At 71.3% G+C, this 16,808-nt stretch carries 14 protein-coding genes and 1 riboswitch; of the genes, 8 read left to right on the top strand and 6 right to left on the bottom strand.

Annotated elements, in window-relative coordinates; all coding sequences use genetic code 11:
- Positions 1-37 precede the first annotated feature (37 nt).
- From AVTE2539_RS09815 to cobM, 4 genes are read right to left on the bottom strand one after another with little or no spacing between them, the layout of a single operon-like run.
- Complete coding sequence (locus tag AVTE2539_RS09815; RefSeq protein ID WP_284410136.1) at positions 38-1,147, bottom strand: cobalt-precorrin-5B (C(1))-methyltransferase; 1,110 nt, start codon at positions 1,145-1,147, stop codon at positions 38-40.
- Positions 1,144-1,839, bottom strand: a complete 696-nt coding sequence (locus AVTE2539_RS09810; protein WP_284410135.1) for a precorrin-8X methylmutase — start codon at positions 1,837-1,839, stop codon at positions 1,144-1,146. The genes AVTE2539_RS09815 and AVTE2539_RS09810 overlap by 4 nt, the downstream gene beginning before the upstream one ends.
- Positions 1,836-2,834, bottom strand: coding sequence for a sirohydrochlorin chelatase (locus AVTE2539_RS09805; protein ID WP_284410133.1), 999 nt, complete (start codon positions 2,832-2,834; stop codon positions 1,836-1,838). Before AVTE2539_RS09805 ends, AVTE2539_RS09810 begins: the two co-directional genes overlap by 4 nt.
- A complete protein-coding gene (cobM, locus tag AVTE2539_RS09800; RefSeq protein ID WP_284410131.1) occupies positions 2,831-3,652 on the bottom strand; it encodes a precorrin-4 C(11)-methyltransferase in 822 nt (273 codons plus the stop codon). Before cobM ends, AVTE2539_RS09805 begins: the two co-directional genes overlap by 4 nt.
- A 131-nt stretch (positions 3,653-3,783) precedes the next feature.
- Positions 3,784-4,018, bottom strand: a riboswitch (cobalamin riboswitch).
- A gap of 280 nt (positions 4,019-4,298) precedes the next feature.
- On the opposite strand from cobM, the gene AVTE2539_RS09795 reads away from it, so the two are divergent.
- A complete protein-coding gene (locus tag AVTE2539_RS09795; protein ID WP_284410129.1) occupies positions 4,299-6,299 on the top strand; it encodes a carboxylesterase family protein in 2,001 nt (666 codons plus the stop codon).
- A 93-nt stretch (positions 6,300-6,392) separates the two neighbouring features.
- Here AVTE2539_RS09795 and AVTE2539_RS09790 read toward each other — a convergent pair whose 3' ends face one another.
- A complete protein-coding gene (locus AVTE2539_RS09790) occupies positions 6,393-7,466 on the bottom strand; it encodes a peptidoglycan-binding domain-containing protein (protein ID WP_284410128.1) in 1,074 nt (357 codons plus the stop codon).
- Between the two features lie 105 nt (positions 7,467-7,571).
- On the bottom strand, positions 7,572-8,327 hold the full coding sequence (locus AVTE2539_RS09785; RefSeq protein WP_284410126.1) for a class I SAM-dependent methyltransferase: 756 nt from the start codon (positions 8,325-8,327) through the stop codon (positions 7,572-7,574).
- A gap of 223 nt (positions 8,328-8,550) precedes the next feature.
- Between AVTE2539_RS09785 and AVTE2539_RS09780 the strand changes: the two genes are divergently transcribed.
- The 7 genes from AVTE2539_RS09780 (at position 8,551) to AVTE2539_RS09750 (ending at position 16,798) form a co-directional block, all read left to right on the top strand.
- Complete coding sequence (locus AVTE2539_RS09780) at positions 8,551-9,519, top strand: Bug family tripartite tricarboxylate transporter substrate binding protein (protein WP_284410125.1); 969 nt, start codon at positions 8,551-8,553, stop codon at positions 9,517-9,519.
- A gap of 15 nt (positions 9,520-9,534) precedes the next feature.
- Positions 9,535-10,581: a 4-hydroxythreonine-4-phosphate dehydrogenase PdxA gene (locus tag AVTE2539_RS09775; protein ID WP_284410124.1), complete on the top strand. Its 1,047-nt coding sequence runs from the start codon at positions 9,535-9,537 to the stop codon at positions 10,579-10,581.
- Between the two features lie 29 nt (positions 10,582-10,610).
- Complete coding sequence (locus tag AVTE2539_RS09770) at positions 10,611-11,783, top strand: L-rhamnonate dehydratase (RefSeq protein WP_284410121.1); 1,173 nt, start codon at positions 10,611-10,613, stop codon at positions 11,781-11,783.
- An 11-nt stretch (positions 11,784-11,794) separates the two neighbouring features.
- Positions 11,795-12,724, top strand: a complete 930-nt coding sequence (locus AVTE2539_RS09765; protein ID WP_284405576.1) for a dihydrodipicolinate synthase family protein — start codon at positions 11,795-11,797, stop codon at positions 12,722-12,724.
- A gap of 82 nt (positions 12,725-12,806) precedes the next feature.
- The gene (locus AVTE2539_RS09760; RefSeq protein ID WP_284410119.1) at positions 12,807-13,832 is read left to right on the top strand and encodes a YncE family protein; all 1,026 of its coding nucleotides are present in this window, start codon (positions 12,807-12,809) and stop codon (positions 13,830-13,832) included.
- Between the two features lie 183 nt (positions 13,833-14,015).
- A complete protein-coding gene (locus tag AVTE2539_RS09755; protein ID WP_284410117.1) occupies positions 14,016-15,491 on the top strand; it encodes a UbiA family prenyltransferase in 1,476 nt (491 codons plus the stop codon).
- Positions 15,485-16,798, top strand: a complete 1,314-nt coding sequence (locus AVTE2539_RS09750) for an FAD-binding oxidoreductase (RefSeq protein WP_284410114.1) — start codon at positions 15,485-15,487, stop codon at positions 16,796-16,798. The genes AVTE2539_RS09755 and AVTE2539_RS09750 overlap by 7 nt, the downstream gene beginning before the upstream one ends.
- Positions 16,799-16,808 lie beyond the last annotated feature (10 nt).

Genomic DNA, 16,808 nt, shown 5'->3' with positions numbered 1-16,808 from the left:
GGGGCAGTGGTCAAGGCGGTCACGGTGTCGGGGGCGTTCATGCGGAGCAGGCCTCGGCCATCTTGCGGCCGTCGAAGTCGCAGACGAGCACCTGGAGCTGGAAGCGGCCACCGTAGCGGTCGGGGGCCATGAGGGTGTCCACCACCGCGCGGGCCAGCGCGGCGTGAAAGGGTGCGGCCAGGCCCAGCGCCTCCATGCGCTCGGCGGCGAAGCGCGCGGTCTCGGCGGCGGCGATCTCGGCGCACACGTCGGCCGACGCGCCGATGCCGGCGGCCAGCTCGGCCAGCAGTTGCGTGTCGACCTCGGCGCGATTGGCGTGGGTGATGGTCTCGCCCTGGGCGATCTTGGTGAGCTTTCCCACCATGCCGCCGATGACGACCTCGCGCAGCCCCTGGGCCACGGCCTCGTCGAGCGCGTAGCGCAGGAAGTCGCCCATCTGCACGAAGCAGGCGGCGGGCAGCTGCGCGCGCTCCTTCATGGCGAACTGCTCGGTGCGCCCGCCGGTGGTGAGCACCACCACGCCGTGGCACAGCGTGGCCGCCACCTGCACGCCCTGCACCACGCTCGCGCGGTAGGCCGAGGTGGAATAGGGCTTGACGATGCCGGTGGTGCCGAGGATGGAGATGCCGCCCAGGATGCCCAGGCGCGCGTTGAGCGTCTTCTTGGCCATGTCCACGCCCTGCGGCACGGAGATGGTGACCTCCAGCCCCGCATGGGCGAGCAGCGCCTCGCCCACGGCGCGCACGTTCTCTTCGATGTTTTGGCGCGGCACCGGGTTGATGGCCGGGCCGCCCACCGCCAGGCCCAGGCCGGCCATGGTGACGGTGCCCACGCCGAAGCCGCCCGCCAGCCGCACCGCGCCGGCATCGCCGGGCAGCACGCGCACGTCGGCGGTCAGGTGGGCCTTGTCGGTGCAGTCGGGGTCGTCGCCCGCGTCCTTGATGACCATGGCATGCGCGGCCTGCCCATCGCAGCGGCCGTCGTTCACGGCAAAGCGCACCACGTCGCCATTGGGCAGCAGGCAGTCCACCGCCTCGGGCACGCAGCCGTGCACCAGCCCCAGCACCGCGGCGCGCGCGGCGGCGGCCGAGCACGCCCCGGTGGTGAAGCCGGTGCGCGTGCCGCGGCGCACGGTCTTTTCCATCATGGCGACGGCGTCCCCGGCATCGTGGCCTTCTGGCGGGCCTCAGCCAGCGCCAGCAGCGCGTGCAGCGCGGCCACCACCAGCGTGGAGCCGCCCTTGCGGCCGCGGATGACGATCCACGGCACCGCGTCCACGCCGGCCATCAGGTCCTTGGATTCGGCGGCGGAGACGAAGCCCACCGGCATGCCCACCACGAGCGCCGGGCGCACGCCCTCCTCGCGGATCAGCCGCACCAGCTCGATGAGCGCCGTGGGCGCGTTGCCGATGCCGACGACGGCCCCCTGCAGCAGCCCGTGCCGGTGCGCCTTGCGCATGGCCTGCACGGCGCGCGTGGTGTCCTCGGCCTGGGCCTGGGCGATCACGTCGGCGTCGCTGATGAACTGGTGCGTGCGCATGCCGAAGTGGGCCAGGCGCGGCTGCGACAGGCCCGAGCAGATCATCTCCACGTCGGCCACCACGGGCGCGCCGCCGCGCAGCAGGGCGGCGATGCCGGCCTCCACCGCCTTCGGGTGAAAGTCGGTCAGGCCGTTGAACTCGAAATCGGCGTTGGCGTGGATCATGCGGCGCACGATGGGCCACTGCGCCGCGCTGTAGGGGTGCGGGCCGGCCTCGGCATCGATGATGGCGAAGCTGTCGTGCTCGATGGCCTGGCCGGCGCGCGTGAGCTGCTCGGTGACGGTGTTGACGGTGCTCATGCGGCGGCGGTCTCGTGCGGGTGCGGGTGCGGGTGCGCCGCGCCATGGGCGTGGTCGGCCCCGTGCGGGGCGTGCGCGTGCCGGTGCACCGGCGCCCCGCCCGCGGCGAGGGCCACCACCGCCTCGGGGGTCGGCGCGGGCGCGGCCGCCGCGGCGTGCGTGTGTTCGTGGCTGTGGCCGTGCCCCAGGTCGTGCGCGATCTCGCGGTACTTGCAGCCGTCGCAGGGCAGCAGGCTGCCCGGGGTGCCCTCCAGCAAGTCGGCCACGCGGCCCTCCAGCAACTCGAAGATCTCGCGCTCCAGGCCGAAGTGCGGCGACTGCGCGAAGCGCACCTGCGGGTACTGCGCGCGCAGGTGCGCCACCTGCCGGCCGATGCGCTGCATCAGCGTGCCGGTGTACAGGTAGTACGGCAGCACCACGATCTGCTTCATGCCCAGCAGCACCTGGCGCTGCACCACGCGCTCCAGGCGCGGCCAGGTGATGCCGGTGAAGGCGATCTCGACCAGTTCATGGTGGCCGTCTTCCTGCAGCCAGCGCGCCATCTTGGCGACGTCGCCGTTGGCCTGCCGGTCGGACGATCCCCGGCCCAGCAGCACCACGCCGGTGGTGGTGGGGTCGGGCATGTCCAGCGCGTTCATGCACTGGCGCAGCTGGCGCTGCAGGATGGCCAGGATGGGCTCGCACGCCGTGAGGTGCGGGCCGTAGAGAAACGCCACGCCGGGGCAGTGCGCGCGCGCATGCTCGATGGCCTCGGGGATCTCCATCTTCACGTGGCCCGCCGCGTTGAGGATGAGCGGCAGCACCAGCACGCGCTGGCTGCCCTGCGCGGCCTGCAGCAGGCCGTCGTGCAGGCCGGGCGGCGCGAACTCGATGAAGCACACCTCAATGCGCCAGGCCGGCTGGCGCGCGCGCCACTGCGCCACGAAGGTGTGGATCTCGTCGTTGCCCTCGGGCTCGCGCGAGCCATGGCCGATCAGCAGGATGGTGGTGTTCATGGGGCACGTTCCAGAGGCGGTTGGGTGGGGCGGGCGGGCTCGCTCGCCCGGCGAAAGCGGTGCGTGAAGGTGGGGTCGTACAGCTTGGACTTGGCCAGCTCCGTCCACTGGCGGGCGCCCAGCGTGGGGCTGGCGATCACCATGGCCTGGCTTACCACCTGGGCCTCGCGGCAGCGGTCGCGGATGTCGGCCAGCGTGCCGCGCACGATCAGCTCCTCGCCCGGCCAGCTCGCCTTGTGCACCACGAGCAGGGGCGCGTCCTCGGCCCAGCCGGCCTCGCGCAGCCCGGCCTGCACCTTGTGCAGCAGCGTGATCGACAGAAAGATGCACAGCGTGCAGTGGTGGCGGCCCAGCTCGGCCAGCGACTCGCCCGGCGGCATGGGCGTGCGGCCCTCCACGCGGGTGAAGATCACGCTCTGCGTGACCTCGGGCAGGGTGAAGCTCTCCACCGCCGCCGCGGCCGAGGCCATGGCCGAGGACACCCCCGGCACCACGCGCACCGGCACGCCCGCGGCGTCCAGCGGCTGGACCACCTCGATCAGCGCGCCGTACAGGGCCGGATCGCCGGTCTGCAGGCGGATCACCGTGTCGTGCTTTTGCGCCTGCAGGATGAGCCACGCGGCCATCTGCGGCAGCGTCATGTCCTTGCTGTCGGCGATGGTGCAGCCGGGCGGCGCCCAGCGCGTGACGGCCTCGTTCACGAGCGAGCCCGCGAACAGGATGGCGCCGGCGCGCTCGATGAGCGCGCGGCCCTTGACGGTGATGAGTTCGGGATCGCCCGGCCCGGCGCCGACGAACCAGACGGTGCCCGGCGTCATGGCCACGGGGCTGGCGCAGGCGCCAGCGCAGGAAAGAGGTGCATGGAGACCACAGAATGCATTCGCCCGGACCCCTGCCTCCCCGCAGGTTCCGTGAAATGGGCCGCGCGCTCCAAGGCCTGAGCCTTGGAGCGCGCGGCCCCCTGTCGGCCGGTCTCCGGGCTGGCGAAAACCCGTGGGCCCTTCCCAGATGCCGGGGGCATCCAGTGGGCGCGATCCACGGGGTGAAGGCGAGGCCTTCTTTCGCTTACCGTTGCGGGGGCAGCCCAGGTTGGGGCGCGCTGCGTGCCGCATGCGCCCTCCCTGGTTCCCGTTTAACTGCGCGGTCGCAATGACCGCGCGAGCACCAACGGGCGGGAGTATAGATCGACTGCAAGCCTTTCAGGCCGTACGCCCTAGTGAAACATGCCTTGATAGCTATTATTTCAATAGCAAACATGACAGGCCAGGCCAAGGATTCCAAGGAGCTGTGACCGCAGGTAACGCCTTGCACGCGGCACCCTGGGCCGGCACCGCCACTCCAGAACGATTCAGAAGGCTTCAGGCGCTGCGGCGGCCCGGGGCCCGTGCTTTCTCCAAGAATGGACCTGCCCCCCGCCCGGGGGGCGCGACACACCGATCCATCGAACAAGAGAGGGAGATTTCCATGCAACGACCCCCTTCCGCCCGACGCGCCCTGCTGGCGCTGGCGGCCCCTGCCCTGCTGTGCCTGGGCGCTCCGAACATGGCCGCGGCCGCCACGGCACCGGCCTGCGCGAGCGGCACCACCGTCACCATCGCCGGCGCGCCCGCGGCGCCCACGCTGTGCGGGCTGCAGACGCCCGTCACCCCTGCGGGCGCATCGGCGTCGGTGCCGGTGAACGCCTACCTGGGCATCCAGTACGCGACGGCCGCGCGGTTCCAGCCCCCGGCGGCGACCGTCCCGGCCGGCAGCAACGTGGCGCAGACGGCCGCCGGCCCGTTCTGCCCGCAGGCCGCGCGGCCGAACCTTCCCACCAGCGCGCAGAGCGAGAACTGCCTGTACCTGAACGTCTTCACGCCGCAGTCGGCCATCGGCGCGCAGCCCCAGCGGCCGGTGCTGTTCTTCATCCACGGCGGCGCGTTCGTGGAGGGCAGCGGCTACCTGCCGCTGTACGACAGCGCCAAGGGCGCCACGGTGGGCAACCTGTACGACGGCTCGTACCTCGCGGCGGCGGGCGACATGGTGGTCGTCACCATCAACTACCGCCTGGGGGCGTTGGGCTTCCTGGCCCTCGACAACCCGGTGGAAAACCCCACCGTCGGGGGCCCGCTGCAGGGCAATTTCGGCATCCTGGACCAGCAGGCGGCGCTGGACTGGGTGCAGAAGTACATCGGCGCCTTCGGGGGCGATGCCACCCGGGTGACGGTCGCGGGCGAGAGCGCCGGGGCCATGTCGGCGGGGCTGCACCTGTTCTCGGCACCGGACAGCGCCACGCGCTTTCAGGCCGCCATCATGGAGAGCAACCCGGTGGGCTCGGTGTACCGCACGCCCGCGCAGGCGCAAGGCATAGGAAGCCTGTTCCGCGATGCCCTGTGCACCCAGGTGGGCGGGTGCCTTGCCAAGAAGCCCATCCTGCTGAAGGCCACGCCGGCGCAGATCGTCGCGGCCCAGGCGGGCCAGCTGTTTGGCACCCGGGGCAAGGCCGGCAACCCCAAGGCCCTGACCGCCGCCGAACGCGAGGCCGCCACGCGCCCGCTGGTGGGGCTTCTGGCCCAGGCGTCGCCTCAGGTCAACGATGGCCTGCCCTGGTCGCCCACCGTGGACGGCAAGGTCATCGTGGGCCAGCCCCTGGCCGGCTACAACGCGGTGTCCGCCACGGCCTCGATGCCGCCCAAGCCCTTCGTCTTCGGCGTGAACCGCGACGAGGGCGCCGTCTTCGCCAACCTGGCGTTCCTGAAGCTGGGGGTGGCTCTCAATCCCCCGGTCTTCAACGGGGGGCTGGTGCCGAAGGTCTGGCCGGACGATGCCAAGGCGATCCTGGGCTACAGCACCACGGTGCAGGGTCAGCCGGTCTTCCCGTACCGCGCGCCCACCCTGCCCGCGCCGAGCTACATGAACGGCACGGCGGCGACGCTGTCCAGCGTGATCAACGACTTCGCGTTCCGCTGCGGCAACCTGGCCATGGCGAACCGGGCAGCCGCCCGCAACGCGCAGGCGAGCCCCGCGCTGCCGGCCTTCGGCTACCTGTTCGCCCAGCCGCCGCTGATCGACCTCTACAGCGCCGGCAAGCCGCCCACGGAAGTCGCGGCCTGCGCGCCGGGCAAGGACGGCAACGTCTGCCACGGCAACGAACTGCCCTACGTGTTCAACACCCTGGGAACGGCCTATTCGGTGTACACCCGCGGCAACCAGCCACCGCCGCCCGCCGACCAGGCCCTGGCCCAGACCATGGCCGCCGCCTGGGCGAGCTTCGTGAACAGCCCCGCCAGCCCGGCGCCATGGACGCCGGAGGCCGCCAGCGGCGCGCAGCTGCCGACGGCCTGGACGCCCTATGCCGGCCTGACCTCGTCGCTTTCGCAATGGAGCACCGCGGGCGGCCCCAGCAGCCTCCCGGCATCGTCCATCGATTCGGCGGCCCACTGCACCGCGCTGTGGAACACGGTGGCGCCCATCGGGGGGCAGTGACCGGGGTGGCATGGCGGCGCCGGGGCCAGGCCCGGCGCCGCGCAAAAGGGGACGGGCAGGCGCGGGCCGGCGGTCCCCTTCGCGCTTTTGGCTTCAGTGCGAGAGCGCGTCGGCCGTGGCGGCGTCCACGCGGCCCGTGATCGGCAGGCCCTTCGATTTTTGGAAGTTGCGCAGCGCGGTGGCCGTGCGGGCGCCGGCAGCGCCATCGGGCGTGCCCACGTTGTAGCCCAGGGCGTTCAGGCGCTCCTGCGCCTCGCGCACCGACATGGCAGGGGCGCCGGCCGGGGCCCCGGCCGGCGCGGGAACGCCGGCACGGGTCTGCGACGGTGCGGCACCGCCGTCCACGCCCAGGCGGCCGCCGCCGCCCAGGCCCTGGCCCTGCACGCTTTGCGCCTTGTAATTGCGCAGCGCCACGACCATCTGGTTGTACGCGTCCATGAACGCGGCGGTGAGCACCTTGCCCTGCGCCGTGTTCTGGTAGCCGCCCAGCGAGCCGCCGGCCGAGCCGCCGAACAGGCTGCCGAAGCCGGCGAAATCGCTCTTGGAGGCGCTGCCCTCGGAGGCCGAGATCTGCACGCCCGAGCGGTTGTCCACCAGGGTCAGCATGGCGCTGGCCTCGCGCGTCTTGAGCCCGCCGCCCAGGGCGCCGATGGCCCGGCCGCTGCCGCCGCCGATGAGGCCGCCCAGCACGCCGCCGATGCCGCCGGCATCGCTGTTGGAGAACACGATCTCGGGCGACAGGCCGTAGTCGGAGGCGACCATCTGGCCCTTGCCGAAGTTGCTGCCGCCGCGCATTTCGCCGGACTGCATGAGCGCGCGCTCGCGGTCCATGGCCGTCATGCCCGAGGCGCTGCGCTCCACCACGATGAAGCAGTTCGATTGCTGGATCAGCAGGCGCAGCAGGTTGGCCGTGGGCGGCAGGCGGTATTCGTTGCGCAGGATGGTGTACCAGCCGGCCTGCTGGTTTTCCACCAGCGACACGGTGCCCAGGGGCGAAGCGCACTTTTGCAGGTCGCTGCTTTCGTTGGCCGTGGCACCGCCGGCGGCCGCGCCGGTGGCGACCGTCTTGGACTCGGCGCTGCCCATCTTCATGTTGGTGGTTTCGCAGCCCGTCAGCAGGACGGCGGCACAGGCGGCGGCCAGCAGTGGCAAGGTCTTCTTGGACATTGGAGGGTACCTCTCAGGGAAAAGGGTGGAGACGCCACCTTGCGGCGAAAGGGCGCGAGCAAGGGCGTCGGCCGGAACGCCCGGCCTGCCAGGGGCGGCGACGGATCATAGCGCCGCGGCCGGGCAGCTGGCCACCGGCGCGGCGCCCATGCGGTAGATCCACACCGCATGCCCGCCGTCCGGCTGCAGGCGGGCATGTGGCGTGGCCCCCGGCACCTCGAACGCCAGGCTGACCAGCCAGGTGCCCGGCGCCATTTCCGCCTGCGCCTTGGCCGCGGCGCGGGCCATGCTCTCGGGGCGCTGGAACAAATACACCATCGTGCAGCCGCTCCAGTCGGCGCGCCACAGGTCGCCCCGACGCACCTCGGCCCACGGGCAGCGCAGCGAGCACAGCAGGCGCAGCGGCCGGCTCCACTCCACGCCCGCCAGCCGCGCCTGCGGGTAGGCGCGGCGCAGGGCGAGCAGGCCGTCGCCCAGGCCGCAGCCGGCGTCCAGCACCCGCGCGCCCGCCGGGAGCGCCACCGCGCGGGCCAGGCCGAGCAGCGCATCGTGCGGCGTGGGAAACAGGGGCGCATCGCGCCAGGCGTTGAGCGGGTACACCAGCAGCAGCAGCGCGAGCGGCACCAGCCAGGCCCAGGCCGGCACGCTGGCCGCGCCGGACAGCGCCAGCGACAGCGGAAACCCCGCCGCGATCAGCCCGCGGCGCCACCAGCCCGTGCCGAGCACGCTGGCCGCGGTGCCCACGGCGCAGGCCGCGATCAGCGCCGCCACCGGCGCCATCCGGCCCTGAAGGCCCAGGTACGCCAGCCATGCGGCGGCCCAGGCCAGGAGGGCGGGCAGGGGCCAGGGCAGTCGGTGCATGGAGGGTGGGAATCCGGTGGGGAGGGAGCAGCGCCGAGTTTAGTGAGCCGCGCGCGGGGCATTCAACCGCAGGCCCCCATTCCGGTGGCATCAAGACGCGACCGGAAACGATAACCAATGGGTATCAATCCATCATTTCATTTCAATTTACGGCCCGCAGGCCGCGCCCTAGGATGCCCCTCAATGCCCGGTCCATGGGCATGCATACAACAGGAGACAAACCATGTGGTGCCGCATCCCCCTGCCCGGCCTGGCTCTGGCCGCCGCCGTCCTCATCCCCCTGGGCGCCAGCGCCCAGGACTGGCCGACCCGGCCCGTCCGCATCCTGGTGGGCTCGGCCCCCGGCGGCGGCACCGACGCCATGGCCCGCGCCGTGGCCGACCGGCTGGGCCCGCTGCTCAAGCAACCCACGGTGGTGGAAAACCGCCCGGGAGCCTCCAACACGCTGGCGGCCGATGCCACCGCCAAGTCCACCGACGGCCACACGATGGTGATGGGCGTGGTCACCGCGCACGCCATTGCCCCGCACCTCTTGAAGCTGGCCTACGACAACAACCGCGATCTGGTGCCGGTGGCGTTCGTGGGCGCGGTGCCCAACGTGCTGGTGGTGACCAACGCCCTGCCCGCGCAGTCGGTCAAGGAGCTGGTGGCCCTGGCGAAGAAAGCGCCCGGCACCATCAACTTCGCCAGCAGCGGCGCGGGCAGCACCCAGCACATCGCGGCCGAGATGTTCAAGGACGCGGCCGGCATCGACCTGATGCACGTGCCGTACAAGGGCAGCGGCACCGCGCTGGTCGACTTGGTGGGCGGCCAGGTGCAGATGAGCTTCGACACCATGCCCTCGGTGCTGGGCCAGATCAAGTCCGCCAAGATGCGCGCCCTGGCCGTGACCACGCCGCAGCGCAACCCGCAGCTGCCGCAGGTGCCCACCATGGCCGAGGCCGGCCTGCCGCAGGTGGACATCAGCGCCTGGTACGGCATTTACATGCCCGCCGCCACGCCCAAGGCGGTGCAGCAGAAGGTGCACGACGCGGTGAACGAGGTGCTGGCCATGCCCGAGACACAGACCCGCCTGGGCGCCGTCGGGGCCGAACTCAAGCCGATCTCGCAGGCCGAGTTCATCGCCTTCCAGAACGCCGAGTTCAAGCGCTACGGCGACCTCATCCGCAAGAACAACATCCGCATCGACTAGCAGGACAAGCCGCCCATGAACACGCAAGACCGCCCCGTGGTGGCCCTCACGCTCGGCGACCCCGCCGGCATCGGCCCCGAACTCATCGCCCGCCTGCTGGCCAGGCCCGAAACCGCGCAGCGGGCCAACACCGTGCTGGTGGGCGACCCCTGGCTGTGGGAGGACGGCCAGCGCATCGCCGGCGTGCAGGTGGCGACCGATGCCGTAGGCGCGCTGGCCGATGTGCGGGGCCGCGCCGGCACCGCCCGGCCCGCCTTCCTGGCCCTGGACACGGTGGCCGCGGCCGACGTGCAGCGCAGCCGCGCCGGGGCGGCCGGGGGCCGCTCGGTGCTGCAGGTGCTGGACCGCTGCATGGATGCGGCGCTGGCCGGCGACATCGACGCCATCTGCTTTGCGCCGCTGAACAAGCAGGCCATGAAGATCGGCGGCATGCAGCACGAGGACGAGCTGCACCACTTCGCGCAGCACCTGGGCGTGACCGGCTACTTCTGCGAGTTCAACACGCTGGGCGACCTGTGGACCTCGCGCATCTCCTCACACGTGCCGCTCAAGGACGTGGCGAGCTACCTGAGCGTGGAGCGCATCCAGCAGGCGGCCGAGCTGATCTACCGCTCGCTGCTCGCCAGCGGCGTGGCGGCACCGAAGGTGGCCATTGCCGCCTTCAACCCGCACGGCGGCGACGGCGGCGTGTGCGGGCGCGAGGAGATCGACACCATCGTGCCTGCCGTGCAGGCGCTGCAGGCACGCGACTGGCCCACGCCAGCGCCTTTTCACGGCCCGTTTCCGGCCGACACCATCTTCCTGAAGGCGCAGGCCGGCGAGTACCAGGCCATCGTGACCATGTACCACGACCAGGGCCAGATCGCGATCAAGCTGCTGGGCTTCTCGCGCGGGGTCACGGTGCAGGGCGGCCTGCCGATCCCGATCACCACACCCGCGCACGGCACGGCCTACGACATCGCCGGCCAGGGCCGGGCCAGCGCCGAGGCGACCTGGCAGGCCTTCCAGATCGCCTGCCGCATGGGCAGCGCGCAGCGCGCCAAGGCGCTGGCCGCCGCCTGACCCCCTTCCCACCATTCAGAGACACCACCATGAAAATCCAATCCGTCCGCGCCCGTGTGTTCCAGTGGAAGGGCCAGACCGTGCCGCCGCAGGGCCACTTCTGCTCCAACGCCATGGACCTGCTGTATTCGCCGGCCGAGAGCATGAGCACCTTCCGTTTCCATTCTTGGACGGTGGTCGAGATCGAGACCGACGACGGCATCGTGGGCCTCGGCAACGTGGCGCTGGCGCCGAAGATCGCCAAGGCCATCATCGACGAATATCTTGCGCCCCTGGTCATCGGCCAGGACCCGTGGGACTACGAATACCTGTGGCAGCGCATGTACCGCAGCACGCACGCCTGGGGCCGCAAGGGCGTGGCCATGGCCGCCATCTCGGCGGTGGACCTGGCGATCTGGGACATCCTGGGCAAGAGCGTGAACAAGCCCGTGTTCAAGCTGCTGGGCGGCCGCACCAAGGAGAAGATCCCCTGCTACTACAGCAAGCTCTACCGCACCGACCTGAAGGCGATGCAGGACGAGGCGCAAACCTTCCTCGACCAGGGCTTCAAGGCCTTCAAGATGCGCTTCGGCTACGGCCCCGCGCACCTGCAGCACGGCGTGCAGGAGAACCTGAAGTCGGTCGAAGCCATCCGCGAAGTCATCGGCTACGACACCGACCTGATGCTCGAGTGCTACATGGGCTGGAACCTGGAATACGCCAAGCGCATGCTGCCCAAACTCGCGAAGTTCGAGCCGCGCTGGCTGGAGGAACCCGTGATCGCCGACGACATCGACGGCTATGCCGAACTGAACGCAATGAACATCATCCCCATCTCGGGCGGCGAGCACGAGTTCGGCCTGTACGGCTTCAAGCAGCTGCTCGACAAAAAAGCCGTGAGCGTCGTGCAGTACGACACCAACCGGGTGGGCGGCATCACCGCCGCGCACAAGATCAACGCGCTGTGCGAGGCGCATTCCGTGCCGGTGATTCCGCACGCGGGCCAGATGCACAACTACCACCTGACCATGAGCACGCTGGCCTCGCCCATGGCGGAGTACTTTCCCATCTTCGACGTGGAGGTGGGCAACGAGCTGTTCTGGTACCTCTTCGACGGCGAGCCCATCGCGGAGAACGGCTTCCTGCAGCTCCAGGACGACGTGCCGGGCCTGGGCCTTTCGCTCAAGACCGAGTACCTCGACCAGTTCGACATCATCGAGTAAGGCGGCGTCCCATGGCCAGTCTCTCCCACCCCCGCTACCGCGGCATCTTCCCCGTCGCGCCCACCCCGTTCCACGAAGACGGCACGCTGGACCTGGCCAGCCAGAGGCGCTGCCTGGACTTCATGATCGACTCGGGCGTGGACGGCCTGTGCATCCTGGCCAATTTCTCCGAGCAGTTCCTGCTGTCGGACGACGAACGCGAGGTGCTGACGCGCACCGCGCTGGAACACGTCGCCGGCCGCGTGCCGGTGATCGTCACCACCACACACACCAGCACCGCCGTCTGCGCCGCCCGCAGCCGTCGCGCGCAGGACATGGGCGCGGCGATGGTCATGGTCATGCCGCCCTACCACGGCGCCACCTTCCGCTTCGGCGAGGCGCCGGTGCGCGCCTTCTACCAGGGGGTGTCGGACGCCATCGGCATTCCCATCATGGTCCAGGACGCACCGGCGGCCGGCACGCCGCTGTCGCCCGCCTTCCTGGCCGACATGGCGACGACGATCGAGCAGGTGTGCTACTTCAAGATGGAGACGGCCGGCGCCGCAACGAAGCTGCGCGAGCTGATCGCCCTGGGCGGCGAGGCCATCGAAGGCCCGTGGGACGGCGAGGAAGCCATCACCCTGCTGGCCGACCTGGAGGCCGGCGCCACCGGCGCCATGACCGGCGCGGGCTTTGCCGACGGCATCCGCCCCATCCTGGAGGCGCATCGGCAGGGCGATGCGGACGCGGCCTTCGCCCACTACCAGCGCTGGCTGCCGCTCATCAACCACGAGAACCGCCAGGCGGGCTTCCTGGCCGCCAAGGCGCTCATGAAGGAAGGCGGCGTGATCGCCTGCGAGGCGCCGCGCGCGCCCTGGCCACCGATGCACCCCGAGGTGCGCCGCCAGCTCATCGGCATCGCGCGGCGGCTCGATCCGCTGGTGCTGCGCTGGGGGCGCTGAAAGCGCGCAAAAAAAAGCGGCGATGCGCCCGCCGCGCGACCGCCAGGGCGCTGTTCGATCCACACCAAGGGAGACCACCACCATGCAACGTCGGGAGCTTCTGAAGACCGCCGGCCTTTCGCTGGCCGCATCCACCCTGGGGCCGGCCACGGTCCTCGCCCAGGCCCCGGCGGGGCGCGCGCCGCGCGAGGTGCTGCTGCTGATCGAGAAATCGAGCCACTGCATCAGCCACTACGACATCGCCAGCGGCGAGCGGCTGCACACCATCGCCCTGCCCCCGTTCCCGCACGAATTCGTGGTGGACGCGGCGCAGCGGTACGCCTACGTGGGCCACTACGGCGTGGAGACCTCGGGGCACCCGGGCCCGGGCGGCACCAGCGTGCTGCAGATCGACCTGGCCACGCGCACGCTGGCGCGCACCATCGACCTGGCGCCATTCAACCGCCTGCACGGCATCCAGATGGACCAGTCGGGCCGCCTCTACGTGCTGAGCGAGGACCGCGCGCAACTGGCCGTGCTGGACCGGCCCGAGACCGACACCGCCGTGCGGCGCGCGGTGCCGGTGGGTGGCATCAAGAGCCATCTGTTCGCGCTCACCCGGGACGGCCAGACGGCCTACGCGATGAACCTGCTCACGCACTCGGTGACGCAGTTCAAGCCGCACGACGCCGCGTTCGCGCCCGTGGCCTGCGTGCCCGGCGACAAGCCCGAAGGCAACGCGCTCAGCGCCGACGAGCGCACGCTGTACGTCACCTGCCGCTGGAGCAACACGCTGTGCGCCATCGACACGGCCACCATGAAGGTCGTGCGCAGCGCACCCGCGCGCAACGATCCCACGCGCATCTACCGCTGCCGAGACGGCCGGCTGCTGGTGTCCCACTACGGCGACCGCAGCCTGTCCATCGTGGACCCGGCGACGCTCTCCGAGCAGGCCCACATTCCCATGGATGCGCGCCCCATCGCGGTCAGCCTGCATCCCACCCGGCCCTGGGCCTTCGTGAGCCAGGACGACGACCGGGTCGGGGTCTTCCACCTGGAATCGCGCCGGTTCGAGCGCTTCATCGCCACGCAGCGCGAACCGGACGTGTCGTACATGCTGCAAGGCTGAGCGCGGCGGGGGTGGCGGGCGGGCTGCGGCATCTTCGCCACACCCGTGCGGGCAGGGTGTAACGCCGGGGCGGCGGTGCCGGCGGTGTGGATGGCGGCTTTTACAATGTCCTGTTGCCATTGCGCACAGAGCGTTACCAATACGCCGCGCCTCCCCATCACGCCATTCCACCAAAGGTTTCTTTTGCGCCCGCCCCTTGATTCGTCCCTGCCCACCCCGGGCCCGTCCTCGGAACCGCCCCTGGTGGTGGACCTGGACGGCACGCTCATCCTGACGGACATGCTGCACGAATCGTCGCTGCAACTGCTGCGGGACGGGCCGTGGCGCGCGCTGGCCCTGCCCGTGTGGCTGGCGCGGGGCAAGGCGGCGCTCAAGCAGGAGATCGGGCAGCGGGTGCAGATGGACGTGGCCACGCTGCCCTACAACGTGCCTTTCGTGCAGTGGCTGCGCAACCAGCACGCGGCCGGGCGGCGCACCGTGCTGTGCACGGCCTCCGACCGCTCGGTGGCGCAGGCCATCGCCGCCCACCTGGGGTGCTTCGACCAAGTCATGGCCAGCGATGGCGCCACCAACCTCGCCGGGCGGGCCAAGGCCGCCGCGCTGGTGCAGGCCTTTGGCGAGCGCGGCTTCGACTACGCCGGCAACTCGCAGGCGGACGTGCCGGTGTGGCAGGCCGCGCGCTCGGCCATCGTGGTCAATGCCTCGGGCGCCGTCACCCGGCGGGCCGAGGCGCACGGCAACGTGGTCGAACGCTTTCCCCGCGAGCCCGCGGGCCTCAAGCCCTGGCGCAAGGCCCTGCGGCTGCACCAGTGGCTCAAGAACCTGCTGCTGTTCGTGCCGCTGGTGGCCGCCCACCGCGTGGCCGACGGCGAGGCCTGGGGCCTGCTGCTGGTGGCCTTCCTGGCCTTCAGCCTGTGCGCCTCGTCGGTCTACGTGGCCAACGACCTGCTCGATCTGGAAAGCGACCGCCGACACCCGCGCAAGCGCCTGCGGCCCTTCGCCTCGGGCGCGCTGGCCGCCTGGCAGGGCGTGGCCCTGGTGCCGGTGCTCACGGCGGCGAGCTTCGCGCTGGCCTGGCAGGTGGGCCAGGGGTTCTTCGGCTGGCTGCTGGGGTACTTCGCCATCACCTGGGCGTATTCGCTGGCGCTCAAGCGCTGGGTGCTGGTCGATTGCATCGCGCTCGCGGTGCTCTACACGCTGCGCATCGTGGCGGGCGCCTACGCCATCACGCAGCCGCTGTCGTTCTGGCTGCTGGCGTTCTCGGGCTTTCTCTTCCTGTCGCTGGCCTTCGTCAAGCGCTATGCCGAGCTGATGGTGCAGCAGGCCGCGGGCAAGACGCAGGCGCACGGGCGCGGCTACCTCACCTCGGACGCACCCATCGTGCAGAACCTGGGCATCGCCGCCGGCTACACGGCCGTGGTGGTGCTGGCGCTGTACCTCAACAGCGAATCGGTGCTGCTGATGTACCGCGCGCCGGAGATGATCTGGGCCGCCGTGCCCGTGATGGTGTTCTGGGTGAGCTGGATGTGGCTGCGCGCGGTGCGCGGGCAGATGCATGACGACCCGCTGGTCTTCGCCTTCAAGGATCGCGCCAGCCTGGCCGCGGGCGCGCTGTTCAGCCTGGCGATGGTCGCCGCCGCCCTGGGACTGCCGTGGTAGCCGTGCGCTCCTGGGGCCGCCTGAGCGCCGACGACCACGATCTGCGCATCCTGGCCGAGCGCCCGCTCGCGCACCTGCCGCGCGAGCCCGGCCAGCACGGGCTGGCGTTCGGCATGGGCCGCAGCTACGGCGACGTGTGCCTGAACCCCGGCGGCGCGCTGTGGTCGCTGCGCGGGCTGGACCGCTTCATCGCCTGGGACGAGGCCACCGGCGACCTGACCTGCGAGGCCGGCATGCTGCTGCGCGACATCCAGCGCACCTTCGTGCCGCGCGGCTGGATGCTGCCCGTGACCCCGGGCACCCAGCTGGCCACCGTGGGCGGCGCCATCGCCAACGACGTGCACGGCAAGAACCACCATGTGCATGGCTCCTTCGGCGACCACGTGCAGGAACTGCGGCTGCTGCGCACCGACGGGCTGTCGATCCGCTGCGGCCCGCAGTTGCACCCCGACTGGTTCGCCGCCACGGTGGGCGGCCTGGGCCTGACCGGCGTGGTCACCCAGGCCACGCTGCGGCTGCGGCGCGTGCCCGGCCCCTGGCTGGACACCGAGACCCTGCCCTACGGCTCGCTGGGCGAGTTCTTCGCCCTCGCCGATGCCTCCGAGGCGGGCTGGGAGCACACCGTCTCGTGGATCGACTGCCTCTCGGGCGCCCGGGCCGGCGCCACGCGCGGTATCTTCCTGCGCGCCAATGCCGCCGCGCCCGAGTCCCAGCACGGCCCCACCCCGAAGGACCGCCAGCGCACCGTGCCGTTCGCGCCGCCCGTCTCGCTGGTCAACCGCCTGAGCCTGCGCCCCTTCAACGCGGCGTACTACCACCTGAACCGCCGCCGCGCCGGCCGCGCGCTGCAGCACTACGAACCGTTCTCCTACCCGCTGGACAACCTGCAGGAATGGAACCGCATCTACGGCCGCCGGGGCTTCTACCAGTACCAGTGCGTGGTGCCCCGCCCGCACGGCCCCGATGCCGTCGGCGGCCTGCTGCGCGAGATCACCGCGTCGGGCCAGGGCAGCTTCCTGGGCGTGCTCAAGACCTTCGGCGACCGCGAATCGGTGGGCCTGCTGAGCTTTCCGCAGCCGGGCGTCACGCTGGCGCTCGACTTTCCCAACCTCGGCGAGCGCACGCTGCGGCTGTTCGACCGGCTCGATGCCGTCGTGGCCGAGGCCGGCGGGCGCCTGTACCCCGCCAAGGACGCGCGCATGCCGCGCGCCCTGTTCGAGGCCGGCTACCCGAAGCTCGCCCAATTCCTTCCGTACCGCGACCCGAACATCCGGTCCGCGATGTCGCGGCGCCTGATGGGCGACTGACCTGCGGCTT

Origin of the sequence: Acidovorax sp. SUPP2539 (assembly GCF_030158975.1) — a bacterium.
Classification (GTDB): Bacteria; Pseudomonadota; Gammaproteobacteria; order Burkholderiales; family Burkholderiaceae_C; genus Paracidovorax.
This window is presented reverse-complemented; position numbering and strand designations above follow the sequence as displayed.

Bases quoted from the DNA above. Each gene is read 5' to 3' on its own strand.
- AVTE2539_RS09815 (WP_284410136.1), bottom strand. From the start codon at position 1,147: ATGATGGAAAAGACCGTGCGCCGCGGCACGCGCACCGGCTTCACCACC.
- AVTE2539_RS09810 (WP_284410135.1), bottom strand. From the start codon at position 1,839: ATGAGCACCGTCAACACCGTCACCGAGCAGCTCACGCGCGCCGGCCAG.
- AVTE2539_RS09805 (WP_284410133.1), bottom strand. From the start codon at position 2,834: ATGAACACCACCATCCTGCTGATCGGCCATGGCTCGCGCGAGCCCGAG.
- cobM (WP_284410131.1), bottom strand. From the start codon at position 3,652: ATGACGCCGGGCACCGTCTGGTTCGTCGGCGCCGGGCCGGGCGATCCC.
- AVTE2539_RS09795 (WP_284410129.1), top strand. From the start codon at position 4,299: ATGCAACGACCCCCTTCCGCCCGACGCGCCCTGCTGGCGCTGGCGGCC.
- AVTE2539_RS09790 (WP_284410128.1), bottom strand. From the start codon at position 7,466: ATGTCCAAGAAGACCTTGCCACTGCTGGCCGCCGCCTGTGCCGCCGTC.
- AVTE2539_RS09785 (WP_284410126.1), bottom strand. From the start codon at position 8,327: ATGCACCGACTGCCCTGGCCCCTGCCCGCCCTCCTGGCCTGGGCCGCC.
- AVTE2539_RS09780 (WP_284410125.1), top strand. From the start codon at position 8,551: ATGTGGTGCCGCATCCCCCTGCCCGGCCTGGCTCTGGCCGCCGCCGTC.
- AVTE2539_RS09775 (WP_284410124.1), top strand. From the start codon at position 9,535: ATGAACACGCAAGACCGCCCCGTGGTGGCCCTCACGCTCGGCGACCCC.
- AVTE2539_RS09770 (WP_284410121.1), top strand. From the start codon at position 10,611: ATGAAAATCCAATCCGTCCGCGCCCGTGTGTTCCAGTGGAAGGGCCAG.
- AVTE2539_RS09765 (WP_284405576.1), top strand. From the start codon at position 11,795: ATGGCCAGTCTCTCCCACCCCCGCTACCGCGGCATCTTCCCCGTCGCG.
- AVTE2539_RS09760 (WP_284410119.1), top strand. From the start codon at position 12,807: ATGCAACGTCGGGAGCTTCTGAAGACCGCCGGCCTTTCGCTGGCCGCA.